Source organism: Stenotrophomonas sp. STEN033, assembly GCF_056856655.1.
Map to the genome: position 1 here is coordinate 15,800 of NZ_JBXFWM010000048.1, position 18,498 is coordinate 34,297.

23 protein-coding genes are annotated in these 18,498 nt (G+C 65.2%); 20 read left to right on the forward strand and 3 right to left on the reverse strand.

The features are described from left to right. Positions 1–49: 49 nt before the first annotated feature. The 5 genes from purM to AC1VXC_RS15060 all read left to right on the forward strand — a co-directional run bounded on the left by purM (position 50) and on the right by AC1VXC_RS15060 (position 3,922). A complete protein-coding gene (gene purM, locus AC1VXC_RS15040; protein WP_313493166.1) occupies positions 50–1,108 on the forward strand; it encodes a phosphoribosylformylglycinamidine cyclo-ligase in 1,059 nt (352 codons plus the stop codon). A gap of 12 nt (positions 1,109–1,120) precedes the next feature. Beyond that, a complete protein-coding gene (locus tag AC1VXC_RS15045) occupies positions 1,121–1,729 on the forward strand; it encodes a DUF2238 domain-containing protein (protein WP_481539055.1) in 609 nt (202 codons plus the stop codon). Further along, positions 1,726–2,385, forward strand: a complete 660-nt coding sequence (gene purN / locus AC1VXC_RS15050; RefSeq protein WP_313493169.1) for a phosphoribosylglycinamide formyltransferase — start codon at positions 1,726–1,728, stop codon at positions 2,383–2,385. The genes AC1VXC_RS15045 and purN overlap by 4 nt, the downstream gene beginning before the upstream one ends. Positions 2,386–2,447: 62 nt before the next feature. Further along, on the forward strand, positions 2,448–3,236 hold the full coding sequence (locus AC1VXC_RS15055) for a DUF3108 domain-containing protein (RefSeq protein WP_313170368.1): 789 nt from the start codon (positions 2,448–2,450) through the stop codon (positions 3,234–3,236). A 2-nt stretch (positions 3,237–3,238) separates the two neighbouring features. Next, a complete protein-coding gene (locus tag AC1VXC_RS15060; RefSeq protein WP_313493171.1) occupies positions 3,239–3,922 on the forward strand; it encodes a DUF3108 domain-containing protein in 684 nt (227 codons plus the stop codon). 386 nt (positions 3,923–4,308) lie between these two features. Here the strand turns inward: AC1VXC_RS15060 and AC1VXC_RS15065 are convergent, their stop codons facing one another. Genes AC1VXC_RS15065 through AC1VXC_RS15075 form a run of 3 tightly spaced genes read right to left on the reverse strand, consistent with a single transcriptional unit; the run spans position 4,309 to position 6,158 of the window. Further along, positions 4,309–4,617, reverse strand: a complete 309-nt coding sequence (locus tag AC1VXC_RS15065) for an EF-hand domain-containing protein (protein ID WP_313493173.1) — start codon at positions 4,615–4,617, stop codon at positions 4,309–4,311. Next, the gene (murA, locus tag AC1VXC_RS15070) at positions 4,614–5,888 is read right to left on the reverse strand and encodes a UDP-N-acetylglucosamine 1-carboxyvinyltransferase (protein WP_313170361.1); all 1,275 of its coding nucleotides are present in this window, start codon (positions 5,886–5,888) and stop codon (positions 4,614–4,616) included. The genes AC1VXC_RS15065 and murA overlap by 4 nt, the downstream gene beginning before the upstream one ends. Positions 5,889–5,927: 39 nt before the next feature. Next, positions 5,928–6,158 carry a BolA family protein gene (locus tag AC1VXC_RS15075; RefSeq protein ID WP_313170360.1) on the reverse strand — a complete coding sequence of 77 codons (231 nt, stop codon included), beginning with the start codon at positions 6,156–6,158 and terminating at the stop codon, positions 5,928–5,930. A gap of 52 nt (positions 6,159–6,210) precedes the next feature. Here AC1VXC_RS15075 and AC1VXC_RS15080 point away from each other — a divergent pair, with 52 nt between their 5' ends. The 15 genes from AC1VXC_RS15080 (at position 6,211) to AC1VXC_RS15150 (ending at position 18,148) form a co-directional block, all read left to right on the forward strand. Next, on the forward strand, positions 6,211–7,212 hold the full coding sequence (locus tag AC1VXC_RS15080; protein ID WP_313170358.1) for a KpsF/GutQ family sugar-phosphate isomerase: 1,002 nt from the start codon (positions 6,211–6,213) through the stop codon (positions 7,210–7,212). Positions 7,213–7,274: 62 nt separating this feature from the next. Beyond that, the gene (locus AC1VXC_RS15085) at positions 7,275–7,820 is read left to right on the forward strand and encodes a KdsC family phosphatase (RefSeq protein WP_481539054.1); all 546 of its coding nucleotides are present in this window, start codon (positions 7,275–7,277) and stop codon (positions 7,818–7,820) included. Next, entirely contained in the window at positions 7,820–8,386 is a 567-nt protein-coding gene (lptC, locus tag AC1VXC_RS15090; RefSeq protein ID WP_313170355.1) for an LPS export ABC transporter periplasmic protein LptC, read from the forward strand. The genes AC1VXC_RS15085 and lptC overlap by 1 nt, the downstream gene beginning before the upstream one ends. Further along, a complete protein-coding gene (lptA, locus tag AC1VXC_RS15095) occupies positions 8,364–8,900 on the forward strand; it encodes a lipopolysaccharide transport periplasmic protein LptA (RefSeq protein ID WP_313170354.1) in 537 nt (178 codons plus the stop codon). The genes lptC and lptA overlap by 23 nt, the downstream gene beginning before the upstream one ends. Beyond that, a complete protein-coding gene (gene lptB / locus AC1VXC_RS15100; RefSeq protein ID WP_313170352.1) occupies positions 8,900–9,619 on the forward strand; it encodes an LPS export ABC transporter ATP-binding protein in 720 nt (239 codons plus the stop codon). The genes lptA and lptB overlap by 1 nt, the downstream gene beginning before the upstream one ends. Before the next feature lie 41 nt (positions 9,620–9,660). Beyond that, positions 9,661–11,094, forward strand: coding sequence for an RNA polymerase factor sigma-54 (locus AC1VXC_RS15105; protein ID WP_313493176.1), 1,434 nt, complete (start codon positions 9,661–9,663; stop codon positions 11,092–11,094). Between the two features lie 59 nt (positions 11,095–11,153). Beyond that, a complete protein-coding gene (hpf, locus tag AC1VXC_RS15110; RefSeq protein WP_057628895.1) occupies positions 11,154–11,468 on the forward strand; it encodes a ribosome hibernation-promoting factor, HPF/YfiA family in 315 nt (104 codons plus the stop codon). Between the two features lie 25 nt (positions 11,469–11,493). Continuing rightward, the gene (locus tag AC1VXC_RS15115; RefSeq protein WP_313170347.1) at positions 11,494–11,946 is read left to right on the forward strand and encodes a PTS sugar transporter subunit IIA; all 453 of its coding nucleotides are present in this window, start codon (positions 11,494–11,496) and stop codon (positions 11,944–11,946) included. Continuing rightward, complete coding sequence (hprK, locus tag AC1VXC_RS15120; RefSeq protein WP_313170345.1) at positions 11,943–12,893, forward strand: HPr(Ser) kinase/phosphatase; 951 nt, start codon at positions 11,943–11,945, stop codon at positions 12,891–12,893. Before AC1VXC_RS15115 ends, hprK begins: the two co-directional genes overlap by 4 nt. Beyond that, complete coding sequence (rapZ, locus tag AC1VXC_RS15125; RefSeq protein ID WP_313170343.1) at positions 12,890–13,768, forward strand: RNase adapter RapZ; 879 nt, start codon at positions 12,890–12,892, stop codon at positions 13,766–13,768. Before hprK ends, rapZ begins: the two co-directional genes overlap by 4 nt. Before the next feature lie 98 nt (positions 13,769–13,866). After that, entirely contained in the window at positions 13,867–14,259 is a 393-nt protein-coding gene (locus tag AC1VXC_RS15130) for a PTS sugar transporter subunit IIA (protein WP_313170341.1), read from the forward strand. Continuing rightward, the gene (locus AC1VXC_RS15135; protein ID WP_481528373.1) at positions 14,252–14,521 is read left to right on the forward strand and encodes an HPr family phosphocarrier protein; all 270 of its coding nucleotides are present in this window, start codon (positions 14,252–14,254) and stop codon (positions 14,519–14,521) included. Before AC1VXC_RS15130 ends, AC1VXC_RS15135 begins: the two co-directional genes overlap by 8 nt. A 49-nt stretch (positions 14,522–14,570) precedes the next feature. Continuing rightward, positions 14,571–16,289: a phosphoenolpyruvate--protein phosphotransferase gene (gene ptsP / locus AC1VXC_RS15140; RefSeq protein ID WP_481539053.1), complete on the forward strand. Its 1,719-nt coding sequence runs from the start codon at positions 14,571–14,573 to the stop codon at positions 16,287–16,289. 116 nt (positions 16,290–16,405) lie between these two features. Continuing rightward, complete coding sequence (gene mgtE / locus AC1VXC_RS15145; RefSeq protein WP_303749141.1) at positions 16,406–17,767, forward strand: magnesium transporter; 1,362 nt, start codon at positions 16,406–16,408, stop codon at positions 17,765–17,767. A 117-nt stretch (positions 17,768–17,884) separates the two neighbouring features. Then, positions 17,885–18,148, forward strand: a complete 264-nt coding sequence (locus AC1VXC_RS15150) for a hypothetical protein (protein WP_481539052.1) — start codon at positions 17,885–17,887, stop codon at positions 18,146–18,148. Positions 18,149–18,498 lie beyond the last annotated feature (350 nt).

Genomic DNA, 18,498 nt, shown 5'->3' on the forward strand with positions numbered 1-18,498 from the left:
CAACGTGGCCTGTTAAAATCGCCCGTTCACCCCGCCAGTGCAGCCGCCCGTGACCAGCCCCTCGACCTCTGCCAACTCCCCCCTGACCTACCGTGACGCCGGTGTCGACATCGACGCAGGCAATGAACTGGTCGAGCGTATCAAGCCGCTGGTAAAGCGCAGCTTCCGCCCGGAGGTGATGGGCGGACTGGGCGGCTTCGGCGCCCTGTTCGACCTCTCCAGCAAGTACCGTGAGCCGGTACTGGTCTCCGGTACCGACGGCGTCGGCACCAAGCTGAAGCTGGCACAACAGCTGGGACGCCACGACACCATCGGCATCGATCTGGTCGCCATGTGCGTCAACGACGTGCTGGTGCAAGGCGCCGAGCCCTTGTTCTTCCTGGATTACTTTGCCACCGGCAAGCTCGACATCGACACCGCTGCGGCCGTGGTTGGCGGCATCGCCAATGGCTGCACCGAAGCCGGTTGCGCGTTGATCGGCGGCGAAACCGCTGAAATGCCCGACATGTATGCCCCGGGCGAATACGACCTGGCCGGCTTCACCGTCGCCGGCGTCGAAAAGAGCGAGCTGAAGGACGGTTCGGCCGTTGCCCAGGGCGATGTCCTGATCGGCATCGCCTCGTCGGGCCCGCACTCCAACGGTTATTCGCTGGTGCGCCGCATCTATGAACGCGCCGGCAGCCCGGCCGAGCTGGTGCTGGAAGACGGCGTCAAGCTGGTCGACGCGCTGATGGCGCCGACCCGCCTGTATGTCAAGCCGATCCTGTCGCTGCTCAAGACCCACGGCGCCGCCGTGCACGGCATGGCACACGTCACCGGCGGCGGCCTGACCGAAAACATCATCCGCGTGGTGCCGGAAGGCCTGGGCCTGCGCATCGACGCCAGCAGCTGGACGCTGCCGCCGGTGTTCCAGTGGCTGCAGCGCGAAGGCAACGTGGCCGACAGCGAGATGTGGCGCACCTTCAACTGCGGCATCGGCTTCGTCCTGCTGGTGCCGGCCGACCAGGTCACCGCCATCAACGCCACCCTGGATACGCTGGAGCTGGCGCATTGGCAGATTGGTGAAGTGGTGGCTGAAAACGGCGCTGAACGCGTCCACATCGGCTGAGCCAACGCCTACATGACAGCCGCCAAGAAGGCCGCCTTCATCGGCGTGCTTGCTGTATTCGCGCTTACCTGGATCAAACCGCTATGGCCTGTTGAACAGGCCCTGCACAGCTCGCTGACCGTGCTCGGCCTGCTGGCGCTGTGGTGGGTGGACCGCCGCTGGCCGTTGGGCAATGGTGCCTTCATCGCCATCTGCGGCTTCATCGTGCTGCACTGCATAGGTGCGCGCTGGCTGTACTCCAACATCCCCTATGACCAGTGGGCGCAGGCGCTGTTCGGCTGGTCGCCGGATGCCGCCTTCGGCTGGGAGCGCAATCATTTCGATCGCCTGATCCACCTGCTGTATGGCATCTGCTTCACCCCCGCGCTGACCCAGCTGGCCCGCCGCACCTGGCCGGCCCTGCGTGTTGGCCAGGCGTTCACCCTGGCGGTGATGACCATCATGTGCACCAGCCTGGCCTACGAATGGCTGGAGTGGGGTATCGCCCTGGCCCTGTCACCGGAAGCCGCCGAGGCCTATAACGGCCAGCAGGGCGACATCTGGGACGCCCACGCCGACATGCTGTTGGCCACCCTGGGCAGCCTGGCGCTCTGGCCACTGCTGCGGAACGCCCGCGCATGAGTACCGCGCCACGCCTTGCCGTACTTGCCTCCGGGCGTGGCAGCAACCTGCAAAGCCTGCTTGACGCGATTGCCGCAGGCCAACTGAATGCGCAGATTGTCGGCGTGTTCTCCGACAAGCCCAGTGCGGCGGCGCTGGAGAAAGTGGCGCCCGCGCAGCGTTGGGCGCGCGCGCCCCGGGATTTCGCCAACCGCGAGGCCTTTGACGACGCATTGGCCGAAGCAGTGGCGGCGAGCCAGCCGGACTGGATCATCTGCGCCGGTTACATGCGCATCCTCGGCGCTGCCTTCGTCCAGCGTTTCAGCGGCCGCCTGATCAACATCCACCCCTCTCTGCTGCCCCTGCACAAGGGTCTGCACACCCATGCCCGGGCCATCGAGGCCGGTCATGCCGAGCACGGCGCCAGCGTGCATTTCGTGGTGCCGGAACTGGATGCCGGGGCGGTGATCGCCCAGGCCCGCGTCCCGGTGCTGCCCGCCGATACCGCGGAATCCCTGGCCCAGCGCGTACTGGCGGTCGAACACCCCTTGCTGCTGGCCAGCGTTCAACTGCTGGTCGCCAATCACCTGGCTGAACGGGATGGCGTGGTGCTGTTTGACGGTCAGTCCCTGTTTAGCCCATTGCGCCTAGATTCCGCCGGAACCCTCCGCCGCTGATCCACACAGGCTGCTGCTGTGTGGTTTGGCATGATCTCCCTTCTTCCTGCCCTCTTCTCCGCATGGCCATAGCGCTTTTCAAACCACTGGTTCTGACCGCCCTGCTGGTATCGGCGGTAAGTCACGCCCAAGAAACGCCAGCCGCCGCGCCGACACCGGCCCCGGTTGCGCCGGCATTGCCCGCGCTGGAGTGGACGCCTCCGGCGCTGGAGCCTTTCGTCGCCACCTACCAGGCCTTCTACAAGGGCAAGGAAGCCGGTGATGCAACCATGCGCGTGACCCACAACAACGACAGCCAATGGCGGGTGGACATGGCGGTACGCGGCAAGCGCGGCTTTGCCAGCGTGCTCGGCCTGAACATCGAGCAGAGCAATGTCTTCAACAACGAAGGCGGTGTTTACACGCCGTTGAGCCAGAGCACGGTCAAGAAGGCCCTGTTCATGAGCAAGAAGGTCACCGGCGTCTATAACTGGCAGGCCGGTACAGCCCAGTGGCAGGGTGACCTGAAGGAAGAACGGCAGCGCCCCATTCCACTGCAGCGCGGCGACCAGAGCGCACTGCTGTTGAACCTGTCCCTGATGCGCGACGCGCGGCCGGGCCAGGCCCTGCAGTACCGCTATGTCGATGTCGGCCGGGTGCGTCAGTACGAGTACCGCGCCGCCGATACCACCGAGAACGTGCAGGTGGGTGATCTCAGCTATGACGCCTTGCGGGTGTATCGCACCAATGGCGGCAATGATGAAACCATCCTGTGGATTGCCAACGGCGTGCCAACGCCGGTGCGCATCCTGCAACGCAAAGACGGGCAGGACGAAATCGACCTGCGCCTGATCGAATACCAAGGAGCCTGAGCATGAAGCTTTCCCACCGCCCCCTGCATTACCTCGCTGCCGCCGCGCTGGTCGTCGCCAGCGTGCCGGCATTGGCAATTGAGCCGTTCACTGCCAATTACCAGGCCAGCTACATGGGCATGCAGGCCAATGGCGTGATGACGGTCGCTCCCGCGGGCAACAATCAATGGCGCTACAGCCTGCAGATCAAGAACCCGATGGCCGACCTGAGCCAGGCCACCGTGTTCGACGAGCAGGGTGGCAGGCTGCGCCCGCTCAGCAGCCACGATCGCTCGGTCGTGCTGATCAAGCGCAAGCAGGTGGATGCACGCTACGACTGGAACAGCAACCAGGCCACCTGGACCGGCGACGTAAAGCCCGAGCGCAGCGGCCCGATCCGCCTGCAGAACGGCGACATGGATGCCCTGCTGATCAACCTGGCCATTGCCCGCGACGTCAACGCCGGCAAGCCACTGAACTACCGCATGGTGGATGACGGTCGCATCAAGCCGATGACCTACCGGGTGATCGGCAAGGAGAACATGACCATCGGCGGCAAGCAGCAGGAAGCCACCAAGGTGTCGCGCGTGGATGGCAACAAGGAACAGATCGCCTGGATCGTCCCCGGCATGCCGGTACCGGCGCGCCTGCTGCAGCGTGAAAACGGCCAGGACGCATTGGACCTGACCATCAAGTCGATCCAGTAAGCCAAGCTGTAGTGCCGAGCCATGCTCGGCAAAGCCCTTGCCCGAAGCAATAGAGCTTACCCCTCCCCAACCCTCCCCTTCGCTGCGCGAAAGGGAGGGAGCAGGTAGTGCCGAGCCATGCTCGGCAGGGGCCTTGTCGGAAGCAGCAAAGCCCCCCTCCCCAGCCCTCCCCTTCGCTGCGCGAAAGGGAGGGAGCCGTCGGCCCAGATTCTTTTGTGGGAGCGGCGTCAGCCGCGAAGCCGGCACTATCAAGACACCAGCACATCTGCGATCTGATGGATCATCAGCTTCGCGGCTTACGCCGCTCCTACAAAAAAAGAGGCGCCCGTTTGAGGGCGCCTCGGTAATGCTTCTGCCGAGCATGGCTCGGCACTACGGCGTTGCACTTACTCCGCCGCCGGCTTCTTGAACACCGTGCGGCAATCGCGGCGAAACTCTTCACCGCTCTTGCGCCAGATGAAACTGCGGCACTGGCGATCGCCTTCCTCGCTGTCCTTCACCTGCACCGCATAGAAGGCCTGCAGGAACTCGTCGCGACTGACCTGGCCATCGCCATTCCAGTCCATCTGCTCCTTCTCCACGCCCTGGGTGATGGCCACACCGCTGTACCAGCCCCAGCCCAACCAGGCCAGGGCCAGCAGCACCAGGGCCAGCAGTGCCTTGCGACGCGGGGTGAACCGGCCCTTGAGGATCATGCGATCCGCCGCACGTTGGCACCCAGCCCACTGAGCTTTTCCTCAATGTTCTCGTAGCCACGATCAAGGTGGTAGATGCGGTCGATGCTGGTTTCATCAGCTGCCACCAGACCGGCCAGGATCAGGCAGGCCGACGCACGCAGATCGGTCGCCATCACCGGCGCGCCGCTGAGCTTCTCGACACCGCGGATGATGGCGGTGTGACCTTCGATCTGGATATCCGCGCCCAGCCGCAACAGCTCGTTGACGTGCATGAAGCGGTTCTCGAAGATGGTTTCCTTGATCACGCCAACGCCATCGGCCACGCAGTTCATCGCCATGAACTGGGCCTGCATGTCGGTCGGGAAAGCAGGGTGCGGCGCGGTGGTGATGTTCACCGCCTTGGGCCGCTTGCCGTGCATGTCCAGGGTGATGCTGTCCTCGGTGGTGCTGATCTCGGCACCGGCTTCGGTCAGCTTGTGCAGCACCGCATCCATCGTATCCGGACGCGCATTGCGCACCGTGACGCGCCCGCCACTCATCGCCGCCGCCACCAGGAAAGTGCCGGTTTCGATGCGATCAGGCAGTACCGCGTGGCGGCCGCCATGCAGGCGCTCGACGCCTTCCACCACCAAACGCGCAGTGCCTATGCCTTCGATCTTCGCGCCGAGTGCGATCAGGCAATGCGCCAGGTCGGCCACTTCCGGCTCCATCGCGGCGTTCTCCAGCACCGTGGTGCCTTCGGCCAGCACGGCAGCCATCAGTACGTTCTCGGTGCCGGTGACGCTGACCATGTCGAAGGTGTAACGGCCGCCCTTCAGGCGTCCATCGACGTGGGCCTTGATGAAGCCGTTCTCCACGCTGATCTCCGCACCCAAGGCCTGCAGGCCCTTGATGTGCTGGTCGACCGGACGCGAGCCGATGGCGCAACCGCCCGGCAGCGACACTTCGGCCTTGCCGAACTTGGCCAGCAACGGACCCAGCACCAGGATCGAGGCGCGCATGGTCTTGACCAGTTCATATGGCGCGACGTGCTGATCGACGGTGCGCGGATCCACCACCACCGCGCTGCCGCGCGACAACGTGCCCTGGTCGATGGTGACCTTGGCACCCAGCTCACCGAGCAGCTTCACGGTGGTGATCACGTCGTGCAGATGCGGCACGTTGGTGATTTCCACCGGCGCATCGGCCAGCAAGGTGGCGCACAGGATCGGCAGGACGGCGTTCTTGGCGCCGGAGATATGAACCTCACCGTTCAGCGCTTTGCCGCCGGTGACTACGATTTTTGCCATGGATTTAAGGCCGGTATAGGGAAAAGAGAGTGCGCCGGCTCAGCCGGCTTCACCCGGAGTAAGGGTTTTCAGCGCCAGCGCGTGGATGGCGCCGCCCATCAGGTCGCCCAGCGTCGCATACACCATGCGGTGGCGCGCCAATGGCATCTTGCCGGCGAATGCCTCGCAGATCACCGTGGCCTCGAAGTGCACCCCGTCGTCGCCCTGCACGTCGGCGCGGGCGCCCGGCAGGCCGGCTTCGATCAGATTTCGGATGGTCTCGGCGTCCAAAGCGCTTTCCTAATAAAATGAACCCCCATTCTACTATCCGAGTGGCATCCGTATGGCTGCTTCCCCGCTTTCCCTGGCTACATTGCGCGACGCCGACCTGGTGGCCAGTGGTCACCGTGTATTCGAGATCGAGCGCGACGAACTGGACCGGGTGGGCGGCCGCATCGGTACCGAATTCGCCGCCGCCTGCCGCCTGGTACTGGCCTCGCGCGGCCGCGTGGTCACCACCGGCATGGGCAAATCCGGGCATATCGCGCGCAAGATCGCCGCAACCCTGGCCTCGACCGGCACGCCATCGTTCTATGTGCACCCGGGCGAAGCCGGGCACGGCGATCTGGGCATGATCACCGAAGATGACGTGGTATTGGCGCTCTCCTATTCCGGCGAATCGGATGAAGTACTGACCCTGCTGCCCGTCTTCAAGCGCCAGGGCAACCCACTGATTTCCATGACTGGCAGGCCCCAGTCCAGCCTGGCGCTGGCCGCCGACGTGCATCTGGACGTGAACGTCGACCACGAGGCCTGCCCGCTCGCGCTGGCCCCGACCTCCAGCACCACCGCCTCGCTGGCGATGGGCGATGCGCTGGCCGTGGCCTTGCTGGACGCGCGCGGCTTCACCGCCGACGATTTCGCCCGCTCGCACCCGGCCGGCAGCCTGGGCCGGCGCCTGCTGCTGCACATCACCGATGTGATGCATGCCGGCGACGACCTGCCCTGCGTCAGTGACGACGCCAGCCTCAGCCAGGCGCTGATGGAAATGAGCCGCAAGCGTCTGGGCATGACTGCCGTGGTCGATGCGCAGGGCAAGCTGGTTGGCCTGTTCACCGATGGCGACCTGCGCCGCGCCCTGGACACCGACCTGGACGTGCGCACCGCCAGCATCGCCCAGGTGATGACCCGCAACCCGCGCACCATCGGTGCCGACCAGCTTGCCGCCGAAGCCGCGCGCCTGCTGGAAACCCACAAGATCAATGGCTTGATCGTGGTCGACGGCGACAATCACCCCGTCGGCGCCCTGAACATTCATGACCTGTTGCGGGCAAAAGTCGTCTGAACCCCGCACAATCAACGGCCTCGGGCCAACGCCCGACCTGCCGCAACGGATACTGCCTGCCCATGCCCTACTCGCCGCTCGCGCTTTTCCCCGCCAACCTGCACGCCACCGCCGGCAGCATCCGCCTGGCCTGCTTTGACGTGGACGGCACCCTGACCGACGGTCGCCTGTTCTACGACCACGCCGGCAACGAGAGCAAGGCGTATTACGTGCAGGACGGCCTGGGCCTGAAACTGCTGCAGCAGCATGGCATCCACCCGGTGCTGATCACCGCCCGCAACAGCCTGTCGGCGCAGCGCCGCGGCGCTGACCTGGGCATCGACACCCAGATCGCGGTGGGCGACAAGCTGGCCAGCGTGCGCGCCCTGTGCGACCAGCACGGCATCGGCCTGGACCAGGTTGCCTTCATGGGCGATGACCTGCCCGACCTGGCACCGCTGTGTGCGGTGGGCCTGGCGGTGGCACCGGCCGATGCCCATCCCTGGATCGCCGAACGCGTGCATTGGCAGACCCGTGCCCAGGGCGGGCGTGGCGCGGCGCGCGAGCTGTGTGACGTACTGCTGGCCGCGCAAGGCAAGCTGGACGCTGTACTGGCGAGGTTTTCCTGATGAGCTGGCGCTCGCTTCTTGGTATTGGCCTGTTGCTGGCAGCACTGCTCACCGGCTGGTCGGCATGGCGCAACCGCGCCAGCACCGCCCCCACCGCGATCGAAGAAGGCAGCACCGACTTCACCCTGACCGATTTTGAAATCGTCACCCTGGACAAGGAAGGCCACGAGTCGGTGACCCTGCGCGCGCCCTCGATGGCGCGCAACCGCGCCGACCAGACCTCGACCATCAGCAAGCCCCTGTTCCTGTTGCCCGATGCCGCCGGACAGCACTGGGAACTGCGCGCCGATACCGGCTGGGTCAGCCCCAAGGGCGAGGAATTGCGCCTGCGCGGCAGTGTTGCCGGCGACAGCCCCAATGATGGCAGGACGCCTCCCACTACTTTCCGCACCGATGCGCTGGACGTGCTGACCGAGCAGAATCTGGCGCGCACCGATGGTCGCGTCACGGTGACCCGGCCTGGCCTCACCCAGACCGGTGTCGGCTTCCGTGCCAACCTCAAATCCCAGCAGTATTCTCTCCTTTCCCAGGTCAAGACCCGCTATGAACCCAATGCTGCCCGCTAAGCTCGCGTCGATCACCCTGCTCGCCGCCCTGCTCGCACCCGGCATGGCGTGGGCCAAGTCGTCCGACCGCAACCAGGCGATGACCATCGATTCGACCAACAGCGACTGCAACATGGTCGGTGACAATGGCAAGTGCCGTTTCAGCGGCAATGTGGTCATCACCCAGGGCACGCTGGAAATCCATGCCGATACCGCCGACGTCATCCAGAAGAACGGCGAAACCGAGCGCGTCGTACTGACCGGCAAGCAGGCCACGCTGAAGCAGCAGATGGACGACAACACCTGGATGAATGCCCGCGCCGACAACCTGGATTACAACGTCGCCACCGAAGTCATCGTGCTCACCGGCAACTACAAGGTTGAATCCGAGCGCGGCACCAACGCCGGCCAGCGCATGGTCTACAACACCCGCAGCGGCGCGATGCAGAGCGGTGGCGACGGCACCCGCGTGCGCACCGTGATCCAGCCCAAGAACAAGGCGCCGGCAGCAGCGGCGTCGGGAGACAACAAGTAATGCTCGTTGCCCAAGGCCTGCGCAAGCGCTACAAGAGCCGCGAAGTCGTCAAGAACTTCGGGCTGACCCTGGATGCCGGCGAAGTGGTCGGCGTGCTCGGCCCCAACGGTGCCGGCAAGACCACCTGTTTCTACATGATCGTTGGCCTGGTCGCCGCCGATGCCGGCAGCATTGTGCTGGACGGCAAGGACATCACCTCCGAGCCGATGTACGAGCGCGCCAAGCTGGGCGTGGGTTACCTGCCGCAGGAGCCGTCGGTGTTCCGCAAGCTCAGCGTGGCCGACAACATCCGCCTGGTGCTGGAACTGCGCGAGGACCTGGACAATGCCGGCCGCGAACGCGAACTGTCCTCGCTGCTGGAAGAACTGCAGATCAGCCATGTGGCCGATCAGACCGGCGCGAGCCTGTCCGGCGGCGAACGCCGCCGCTGCGAAATCGCCCGTGCGCTGGCAGCCAAGCCACGCCTGATCCTGCTCGACGAACCGTTTGCCGGCGTCGACCCGATCTCGGTCGGCGAGATCCAGCGCATCGTGACCCACCTCAAGCAACGCGGCATCGGTGTCCTGATCACCGATCACAATGTGCGCGAAACCTTGGGAATCTGCGACCGTGCGTATATCCTCGCTGAGGGCAGCGTACTGGCGCAGGGGGCACCGGAAGAATTGCTGGCCAATACCGATGTGCGCCGTGTCTACCTCGGGGACGCCTTCACCCTCTGAGTCGCAGCGCCACGTCGTGCCCCTACCCGAACGGAACAGGCATGAAAGCTCGGCTGCAGACATCGATGGGACAGAGCCTGGTGATGACGCCGCAGTTGCGTCAGGCCATACGGCTGCTGCAGATGTCCAGCACCGAGCTGGAGCTGGAACTCACCGAAGCAGTGGAAACCAATCCACTGCTGGAATGGGCGGAAAACACCGAAACCAACGACGGCGACGATGCGCCGACGAGCAGCGCCAACGACGATGCCCCGATTGATCCCGCGCAAGGCGACATCAATGCCGAGGGCGAGGACTGGGACGGCGGCGATGAAGACTGGAGCAGCGCGCGCTCCGGTTCATTCGACGATGAGGGTGACAACGGCGAGCGCGAGCAGGCCGAAGATGGCGACACCCTCGCCGATCATCTGCTGTGGCAGCTGCACCTGACCCATCTTGGCCCCGTCGATCGCGCCATCGGCGTGGCCTTGATCGATGCCCTGGATGAAGACGGCTATCTGCGCGAGCCGCTGTCGACAATCTCGCAGACCCTGCTGCCGGAAATCCACGCCGACGAAGACGAGATCATGGCGGTGCTGCGCCAGATCCAGCGCTTCGATCCAGCGGGCGTTGGCGCGCGCAGTCTGGGCGAATGCCTGCGCCTGCAGCTGGACGTGCTGCCCTGCCAAACCCCTGCCCTGGACTTGGCCCGCCGCATCGCCGATGGCCCACTGGAGCGCCTGCCGCGCGCCGGCATTGCCGGCATCGCCCAGGAACTCAAGCAGCCTGCCGCCGACGTGGAAGAAGCCGTGCAGTTGCTGCGCTCGCTGGACCCGCGCCCCGGCAAGCAACTGGGACAGATGACCTCGGACACCTATGTCGTGCCCGATTGCGTGGTCTGGCGCCAGCGCGGCATCTGGCGCTGCGCGCTGGCCGGTCATGCCGGCCCCAGGGTCGTCATCAATCGCGGTTACGAACAATTGATCCGTCGCTGCGGTGACGCCGACGCCAGCTATCTGCGTGCACAGCTGCAGGAAGCGCGCTGGCTGCTAAAAAGCCTGGAAGCCCGTGGGGAAACCCTGCTGCGCGTGGTCAACAGCCTGCTGCACCACCAGGCCGGCTTCCTGGAATTCGGCGAACAGGCCCTGCGTCCGCTAACGCTGCGTGAAATCGCCGCCGAGCTGGAACTGCACGAATCCACCATTTCGCGCGCCATCGCCCGCAAGTACGTGCGTACCCCGCGCGGCACCCTGCCGCTGCGCGCCTTCTTCGCCTCCGGCATTGATACCGAAGGCGGCGGCGAGGCTTCCAGCACCGCCATCCAGTCGATGATCCGCAACCTGATCGATGCGGAAAACCCGCGCAAACCGCTTTCTGACGCCAAGCTGGCTGAAATGCTCAAAACCAGTGGCATACCGGTAGCGCGCCGCACCGTTGCGAAGTATCGTGAGGCCATGAACATCTGTGCCTCTCACGAACGCGTCCGCATCGTCTGAAGCATTCGTTGGGCAGCGCAGGGTTCATCTAGGCAACCCCGAACCACAGGAGGAATCCGATGCGTATCGAGACGTATGGCCAGCAAGTTGAAGTCACGCCTGCCCTGAAGGAATACGTGGAAACAAAGCTGGAACGGCTGGGTCGGCACTTCGACCAGCACTGCGAAGTCCGCGTCCAGTTGTCCACCCGCAAGCCTGACTACCTCGTCGTCGCCACGGTGAATCTACCCGGGCGCACCCTGCACGCCGATGCCGCTGCAACCACCATGTACGCAGCCATCGACGTGTTGGCCGACAAGCTCGACCGACTGGTCATAAAGCACAAGGAAAAGCATCTTCCCCACGCATCGCATGCTCTGCGCGACAATGGCTGATCTTTATACCCAGCCGTAAGCCAACATGCCGTTGACCGACCTGATGGCGGCCGTGAGTACCCAGGTACTTGCGGCCGCTGATCGTGACAGCACCCTGATTGCCGCCTCCCGCCTGCTTGCCTGCCGCGAGGCCGGCGCGGACAGCCTGTTCCTGAGCCTGCGCGAACGCGAGAGCGTCGGCAGCACCGCCATCGGCCATGGCATCGCCATTCCCCACGGACGCTCGGACACCTTGCAGGAACCCCGCGGCGCCCTGCTCCGTCTGCAGGAGCCCGTCGATTTCGGCGGTGATGAACCGGTGGACCTGGTCTTCGCGATGGCCGTGCCCGCCCATTACACCCATCAACACCTGATGCTGCTGTCCGAGCTGGCGGAGATCTTTTCCGACGCCGACATCCGCCAGGCGCTGCGCGTGGCCCCCGACGCACAGACCCTCAGGAACATCATCATCAACCCGCAACAGGCGCGCAGCGGATGAATACCAGCATCACCGCCCAGGAACTCTTCGACCAGCAGCGCGAGAAACTCGACCTGCGCTGGGTTGCCGGCCATGCCGGTGCGCAACGCGAACTGGAGGCGGGCAATACCGTCTCGCGGCGGCCCTCGCTGGCCGGCTATCTCAACACCATCTACCCGAACAAAGTGCAGATCCTCGGCACCGAGGAACTGACCTGGCTGGATTCACTGGACGCACGCCAGCGCTGGGAAGTGATCGAGCGCATCATCCAGGCGCGACCGCTGGCGCTGGTCATCACCAAAAGCCATGGCTGCCCGGAGGACCTGCGCTCGGCCGCGGACGAATCGCAGACCCCGTTGTGGGTATCGCCGCGCCGCGGCCACGAACTGCTCAACCACCTCAGCTACCACCTGGCCCGCACGCTGGCGCCACGGGTCATCCTGCATGGCGTATTCATGGAGATCTACTCCATTGGCGTACTGATCACCGGCGAGGCCGGCTCAGGCAAGAGCGAACTGGCCTTGGAGCTGCTCTCTCGCGGTCATCGGCTGGTCGCCGACGACGCCCCCGAATTCACCCAGATCGCCCCCGACGTGCTCGATGGCACCTGCCCCGAACTGCTGCAGGATCTGCTGGAGGTGCGCGGGCTGGGCGTGCTGAACGTGCGCCAGATGTTCGGTGACACGTCTGTAAAGAAGAACAAGTACCTTCGCCTCATCGTCCACCTGACCAAGCCGATGACCGAACCCAGCAGTTATGGCTATGAGCGCCTGACCGGCGATTCGGGCAAACGCCACGTACTGGACCTGGACGTGCCGCTGATCACCCTGCCGGTGATGCCTGGTCGCAACCTCGCGGTGCTGACCGAGGCCGCCACCCGCCTGCACATCCTGCGCACCAAGGGCATCGATCCGGCGGCGATGTTCATCGCCCGCCATAGCAACCTGCTGGAGCAACGTAGTCCATGAGTTCACACCCTGCATCGGTATTGATCATCGTCAGCGGCCTGTCCGGTTCGGGCAAATCGGTGGCGTTGAAGACCTTTGAAGACCTGGACTACTACTGTTCGGACAACATCCCGGTCAACCTGCTGCCGGAGTTCGTGCGCGGCGTGCTCGGCGAACGCGAGGAAAACCGACCGCAGCGACTGGTTGTCGGCATCGACGTACGCGGCCGCAGCGACCTGAGCCAACTGGCGGCCTGGCGCAAGACTGCGCTGGACTACGGCATTGAAGCGCGTCTGCTGTTCTTCGAAGCCGATGACGACACCCTGCTGGCGCGCTATGCCGATACCCGCCGCCGCCATCCGCTCAGCCATCTGGGCCTGTCCCTGCCCGAAGCCATCAGCCGCGAGCGCGAACTGACCGCGCCGCTGCGCCGCGAGGCCGATGCCATCATCGACACCACCCGCCTCAACGTGCACCAGCTGCGGCGCCGTGTCATCACCGATTTCGCACTCAGCCACGAGAGCAAGTTGTCGCTGCTGTTCGAATCCTTCGCCTACAAACGCGGCGTGCCCGCCGAAGCCGATTTCGTCTTCGATGCACGGGTGCTGCCCAATCCGCATTGGGACCCGGAACTGCGCTCACTGACCGGGCGCGACCGCGAAGTCCGCGAATACCTGGACGCCCAGCCCGAGGTGGTGCGCTACGTCAGCCAGCTGCAGGACCTGCTCGACACCTGGCTGCCCAAACTGGGCAGCGAAACCCGCAGCTATGTCACCGTGGCCTTCGGTTGCACCGGCGGCAAGCACCGTTCGGTCTATCTGGCCGAACGACTGGCCCGGCATGCCCGCGAGCAGGGCTGGCAGGACGTGGCCACCTTCCATCGCGAGCAGGATTGAACACGCGCCTGCGCAATCACCGCGCATGCCCTGAATGGCACACAGAAGACAGATTTAAGCGCTATCGCGGACTTGGCCTGACCTGTTAACGTTCAGGGATGACCTGCGGCATTCTCCTAGTAACTCATACCGGTGTCGGCACTTCCCTGCTGGAAGTGACGACCGCCTTGTTGCGGCAACTGCCGCTGAAGACAGAAGCGTTCGAAGTGCCTTTCGACGCCGACCTGGATGCCCTGCTGCCCGCCGCCTCGGCGGCGATGCGGCGGGTGGAAGGCGAAGGCGGCGTGTTGATACTGACCGATCTCTATGGCGCCAGCCCCAGCAATCTCGCCGGCAAGCTGGCCCGCCTGGGCACCCCGACCCGGCGTGTATCGGGATTGAGTCTGGCGATGTTGCTGCGGGTAATGAACTATCCGGAACAGGGATTGGACCAACTGCCCGCCACTGCGGCGGCGGGCGCTCGCAACGGAGTCATCACCGACGATGCTTGAACAAGAACTCATTGTTTCCAACCGGCTGGGCCTGCATGCCCGCGCCACCGCCAAACTGGTGCAGGTGCTGTCCGCCTTCCGCGCCAATGCCACGCTGGTGGCCAAGGGCCGCGAGGTCAACGCCAAGAGCATCATGGGCGTGATGTTGCTGGCTGCCGCACAAGGCACGCCGGTCACGGTACGCGTGGATGGCGAGGACGAGGCTGCCGCGCTGGAGGCCGTCACCGCCCTGTTCGAGCGCCGTTTCGACGAGGACAACTGATGGCGCAGGCCGCGCCCGCTGGTGCAGCCCTTGCGTGGAGCCGGCAGCGGTGACCCGTTTACTGGGCCTGCCTGCTTCCCGTGGCACCGCGCTGGGCCGTGCCCGCGTCCGCCTGCCGCACGTGCAGGATATTGGTGAAAAGCGTGTCGCCGCCGCCGCGGTCGAGCACGAACTGGAACGCCTGCACCGCGCCACCGATGCCGCGCGCCAGGAAATGCGTGAACTGCGTACCCGCCTGCAGGGCGCCTTGCCGGCGGAAGTCGGCGAATTCCTCGACCTGCACGCCATGTTGCTGGACGACCCCGAACTGCTGACCGCCTTGGACGAGCTGGTGCGCAGCAAGCGTTACAGCGCCAGCCATGCCCTGCGCATCCAGCGCGACCGCCTGGCGCAGGTATTCGAAGGCATGGAAGATGCCTACCTGAAAAGCCGGATGGACGACCTGGACCACGTGATCGGCCGCATCCAGTCCTTCCTGCACAAGCGCAACACCACCATGAAGGGCCTGGCCGGCGAAATCCTGGTCTGCGAGAACGTTGCTCCCTCGGAACTGGCGCAGCTGCAATCGCAAGGCGTGGTCGGCATCGTCAGCAGCGCTGGCAGCGTGCTCTCGCACAGCGCCATCCTCGCCCGCAGCCTGCACATGCCGTTGGTGGTGGCCGCCAGCGCGGTATTGCAGAAAGTCAGCGATGGCGACGTGCTGATCCTGGATGGCGGCAGCGGCGAGATCGTGGTCGACCCGGGCCCGAGCGAGCTGCGCCAGTACCGTGAGCGCCAACGCGAGCTGGCCCGCGAACAACGCGAACTCGGCCGCCTACGGGCAAAGCCCACGCGCACCCTGGATGGCGTGGAAATCACCTTGCTGGCCAATGCCGAATCGCATGACGACGTCGCCCAGGCACATGCACTGGGTGCCCGCGGCTTGGGCCTGTACCGCACCGAATTCCTGTTCATGCAGCGCAACCAGCTGCCTGACGAAGAAGAACAGTTCCGCGTCTACCGCGACACCGTGCTGGGCATGAGCGGCCGCCCGGTCACCATCCGCACCCTGGACCTGGGCGCGGACAAGGCCGATCGCACCGGTCTGGTACTCAGCAGCGAAGAAAACCCGGCGCTGGGCCTGCGTGGCGTACGCCTGTCGCTGGCCCGGCCGAAAGTCTCCGACACCCAGTTGCGGGCGATCCTGCGTGCCTCCGGCTACGGCCCGCTGCGCATCCTGGTGCCGATGCTGACCACCCGTGAGGAAATCATGGCAGTGCGTCGGCGACTGTCGCGGCTGGCCGCGACCCTGCGCAATGACGGCCACGAAGTGGCCGAGAGCATCCCGGTCGGGGCGATGATCGAGGTTCCTGCAGCGGCGATCGCGCTGGAGACCTTCATCGACCAGGTCGACTTCCTGTCGATAGGCACCAATGACCTGGTCCAGTACCTGCTGGCCGCCGATCGCAACAACGACGCCGTGGCCGAGTTGTACTCGCCGCTGCATCCGGCGGTGCTGCGGTTGCTGTGGCAGGTGATCGACACCGCGCAGCGGCATGACACGCCGGTCGCGGTCTGCGGTGAAATGGCCGGTGACGCGCATATGACAGCCTTGCTGCTAGCCTTGGGCCTGACCGAGTTCAGCCTGCACCCGGCCACCTTGCTGGAGGTGCGACGCGCCATCCGTGAGGTGGACCTGAGCGCATTGCGCCTGCAGGCCCCGCAGTTGTTGGCTGCACGCGACCGCCGCGGCATTGAACGCTGGATCGCCGGCGTCGCCGGAAACTGATTCCGGTAACACCGGTTATATGCAAGCCCGCGCATCGCACGTGATAATGGCGGGCTAAACACGCCGATGGCGCCTGCCGCCACGGACAGCGGCCATCACCATACCGGGAGCTGCGCATGGCCGAAGCCGTACGCCACGACAAGACTGCACGCCAGCTGCGCCTGCTTTCCGATGCACTGGACAGCGGCCGCCTGGGGCCGGTGCGCCGCCTGGTCAACACCTTGTCGCCGGCCGAGATCGGCAACCTGCTCGAATCGCTGCCACCGGGCAAGCGCGAAGTGGTGTGGGGCCTGGTTGATGCCGAGGATGACGGTGAGGTGCTGGTGCATGTCGGCGAAGACGTGCGCGAAAGCCTGCTGGCCGACATGGACGCGGACGAGATCATCGCCGCGGTCGAAGACCTGGACATCGACGACCTTGCCGACCTGGTCGAGGACCTGCCCGACACCGTCATCGACGAAGTGCTCAAGTCGATGGACCGCGAGAACCGCGAGCGGCTCGAGCAGGTACTGTCCTATCCGGAGGACACCGCCGGCCGCCTGATGAACCCGGACGTGGTCACCGTGCGCGCCGACGTCAACGTCGACGTGGTGCTGCGCTACCTGCGCCTGCGTGGCGAGCTTCCCGACCACACCGATCACCTGTTCGTGGTCAGCCGTCGCCACCAGTACCTGGGCCGGTTGTCACTGGCCTCGCTGGTCACCCACGAAGACACCACCCCGATCAACCGCCTGATCGACGACGAACAGCCGGCCATCGATGTCGGCGAAAGCGCCGACGAAGTGGCCCGCCAATTCTCCGACCATGACTGGGTCTCGGCACCGGTGGTGGATGACAACAACATCCTGATCGGCCGCATCACCATCGATGACGTGGTCGACATCATCCGCGGCCAGGCCGATCACCAGGCCCTGGGCGCGGCCGGTCTGGACGAGGACGAAGACCTGTTCAGCCCGGTCTGGCGCGCCATGCGCCGGCGCCTGATGTGGTTGTCCGTGAACCTGTGCACGGCCTTCCTCGCCTCCAGCGTGGTCGGTCATTTCGAAGGCACCATCGACAAGCTGGTGGCGCTGGCCGTGTTGATGCCGATCGTCGCCGGCCTCGGCGGCAATGCCGGCACCCAGGTGCTGGCGCTGATGATCCGCGGTCTGGCGCTGGGCCAGGTGGGCGCCTCCAACGCCCGCACCCTGTTGTGGAAAGAACTGCGTGTGGCCCTGCTCAACGGCGTCGTACTCGGCACGGTGCTCGGCCTGATCGTATTGGCGTGGTTCCACATGCCAGGGCTGTCGCTGGTGATCGCCATCGCACTGACCTTCAACCTGCTGTTTGCCGCATCGGCCGGCGTGCTGGTGCCGCTGACGTTGAAGCGGCTGGGTTTCGACCCGGCCCTGGCCAGCGGCATCTTCCTGACCGCAGTGACCGATTCGATGGGCTTTTTCACCTTCCTCGGCCTGGCCACGCTGGTGCTGCTGCACTGATCGCGGCACCGTAGCCCGGGTAAGGGCCACCGCACCCGGGGCTTCCCGCGAAGAACTCTCGGGTGCGCTCACGCTTACCCGGGCTACACTTCCCCGCCCTTGTTTCAGGCCCTGCCCATGACCGTCACCGTCAACGACTACTACCAGACCGGCTGGCGCGAGGACGTGCACAACTGCCCCGCCTGCGAATGGAGAGGCAGCTCACGGCAGATGGAAATGGAGCTGCACGACGAGCAGACCGAATACGCCTGCCCCGAATGCGAGTACCCGCTACTGGTGGTGCAGCACCCCGACCTGGCCCAGGTGCAGGCTGCCGCCGCAGCCGGCAATGAAGAAGCGCAGCAGCAGCTGGCAATCCTGGCGATGGCGCCGCGCAACTAAACACACGCCACCACACCGTAGTGCCGAGCCATGCTCGGCAGAGGCTCTACCGGTAATGCCCCAGCGCAGCAACGTAGTGCCGAGCCATGCTCGGCAGAGGCTTTCCCGGTAACGCTTCAGCGCCGCAACGTAGTGCCGAGCCATGCTCGGCAGAGGCTTTCCCGGTAAGGCCCCAGCACCGCAACGTAGTGCCGAGCCATGCTCGGCAGAGGCTTTCCCGGTAACGCCCCAACGCAGCAACGTAGTGGCGCGCCCAACTCGCCCATGGGGGTTCCCGACATGACCCCCCCGACCCTGGGGCGGGAGATCACTGGGGGCACACCGGCTAACCCACCGGTTGTGGGGGGGCC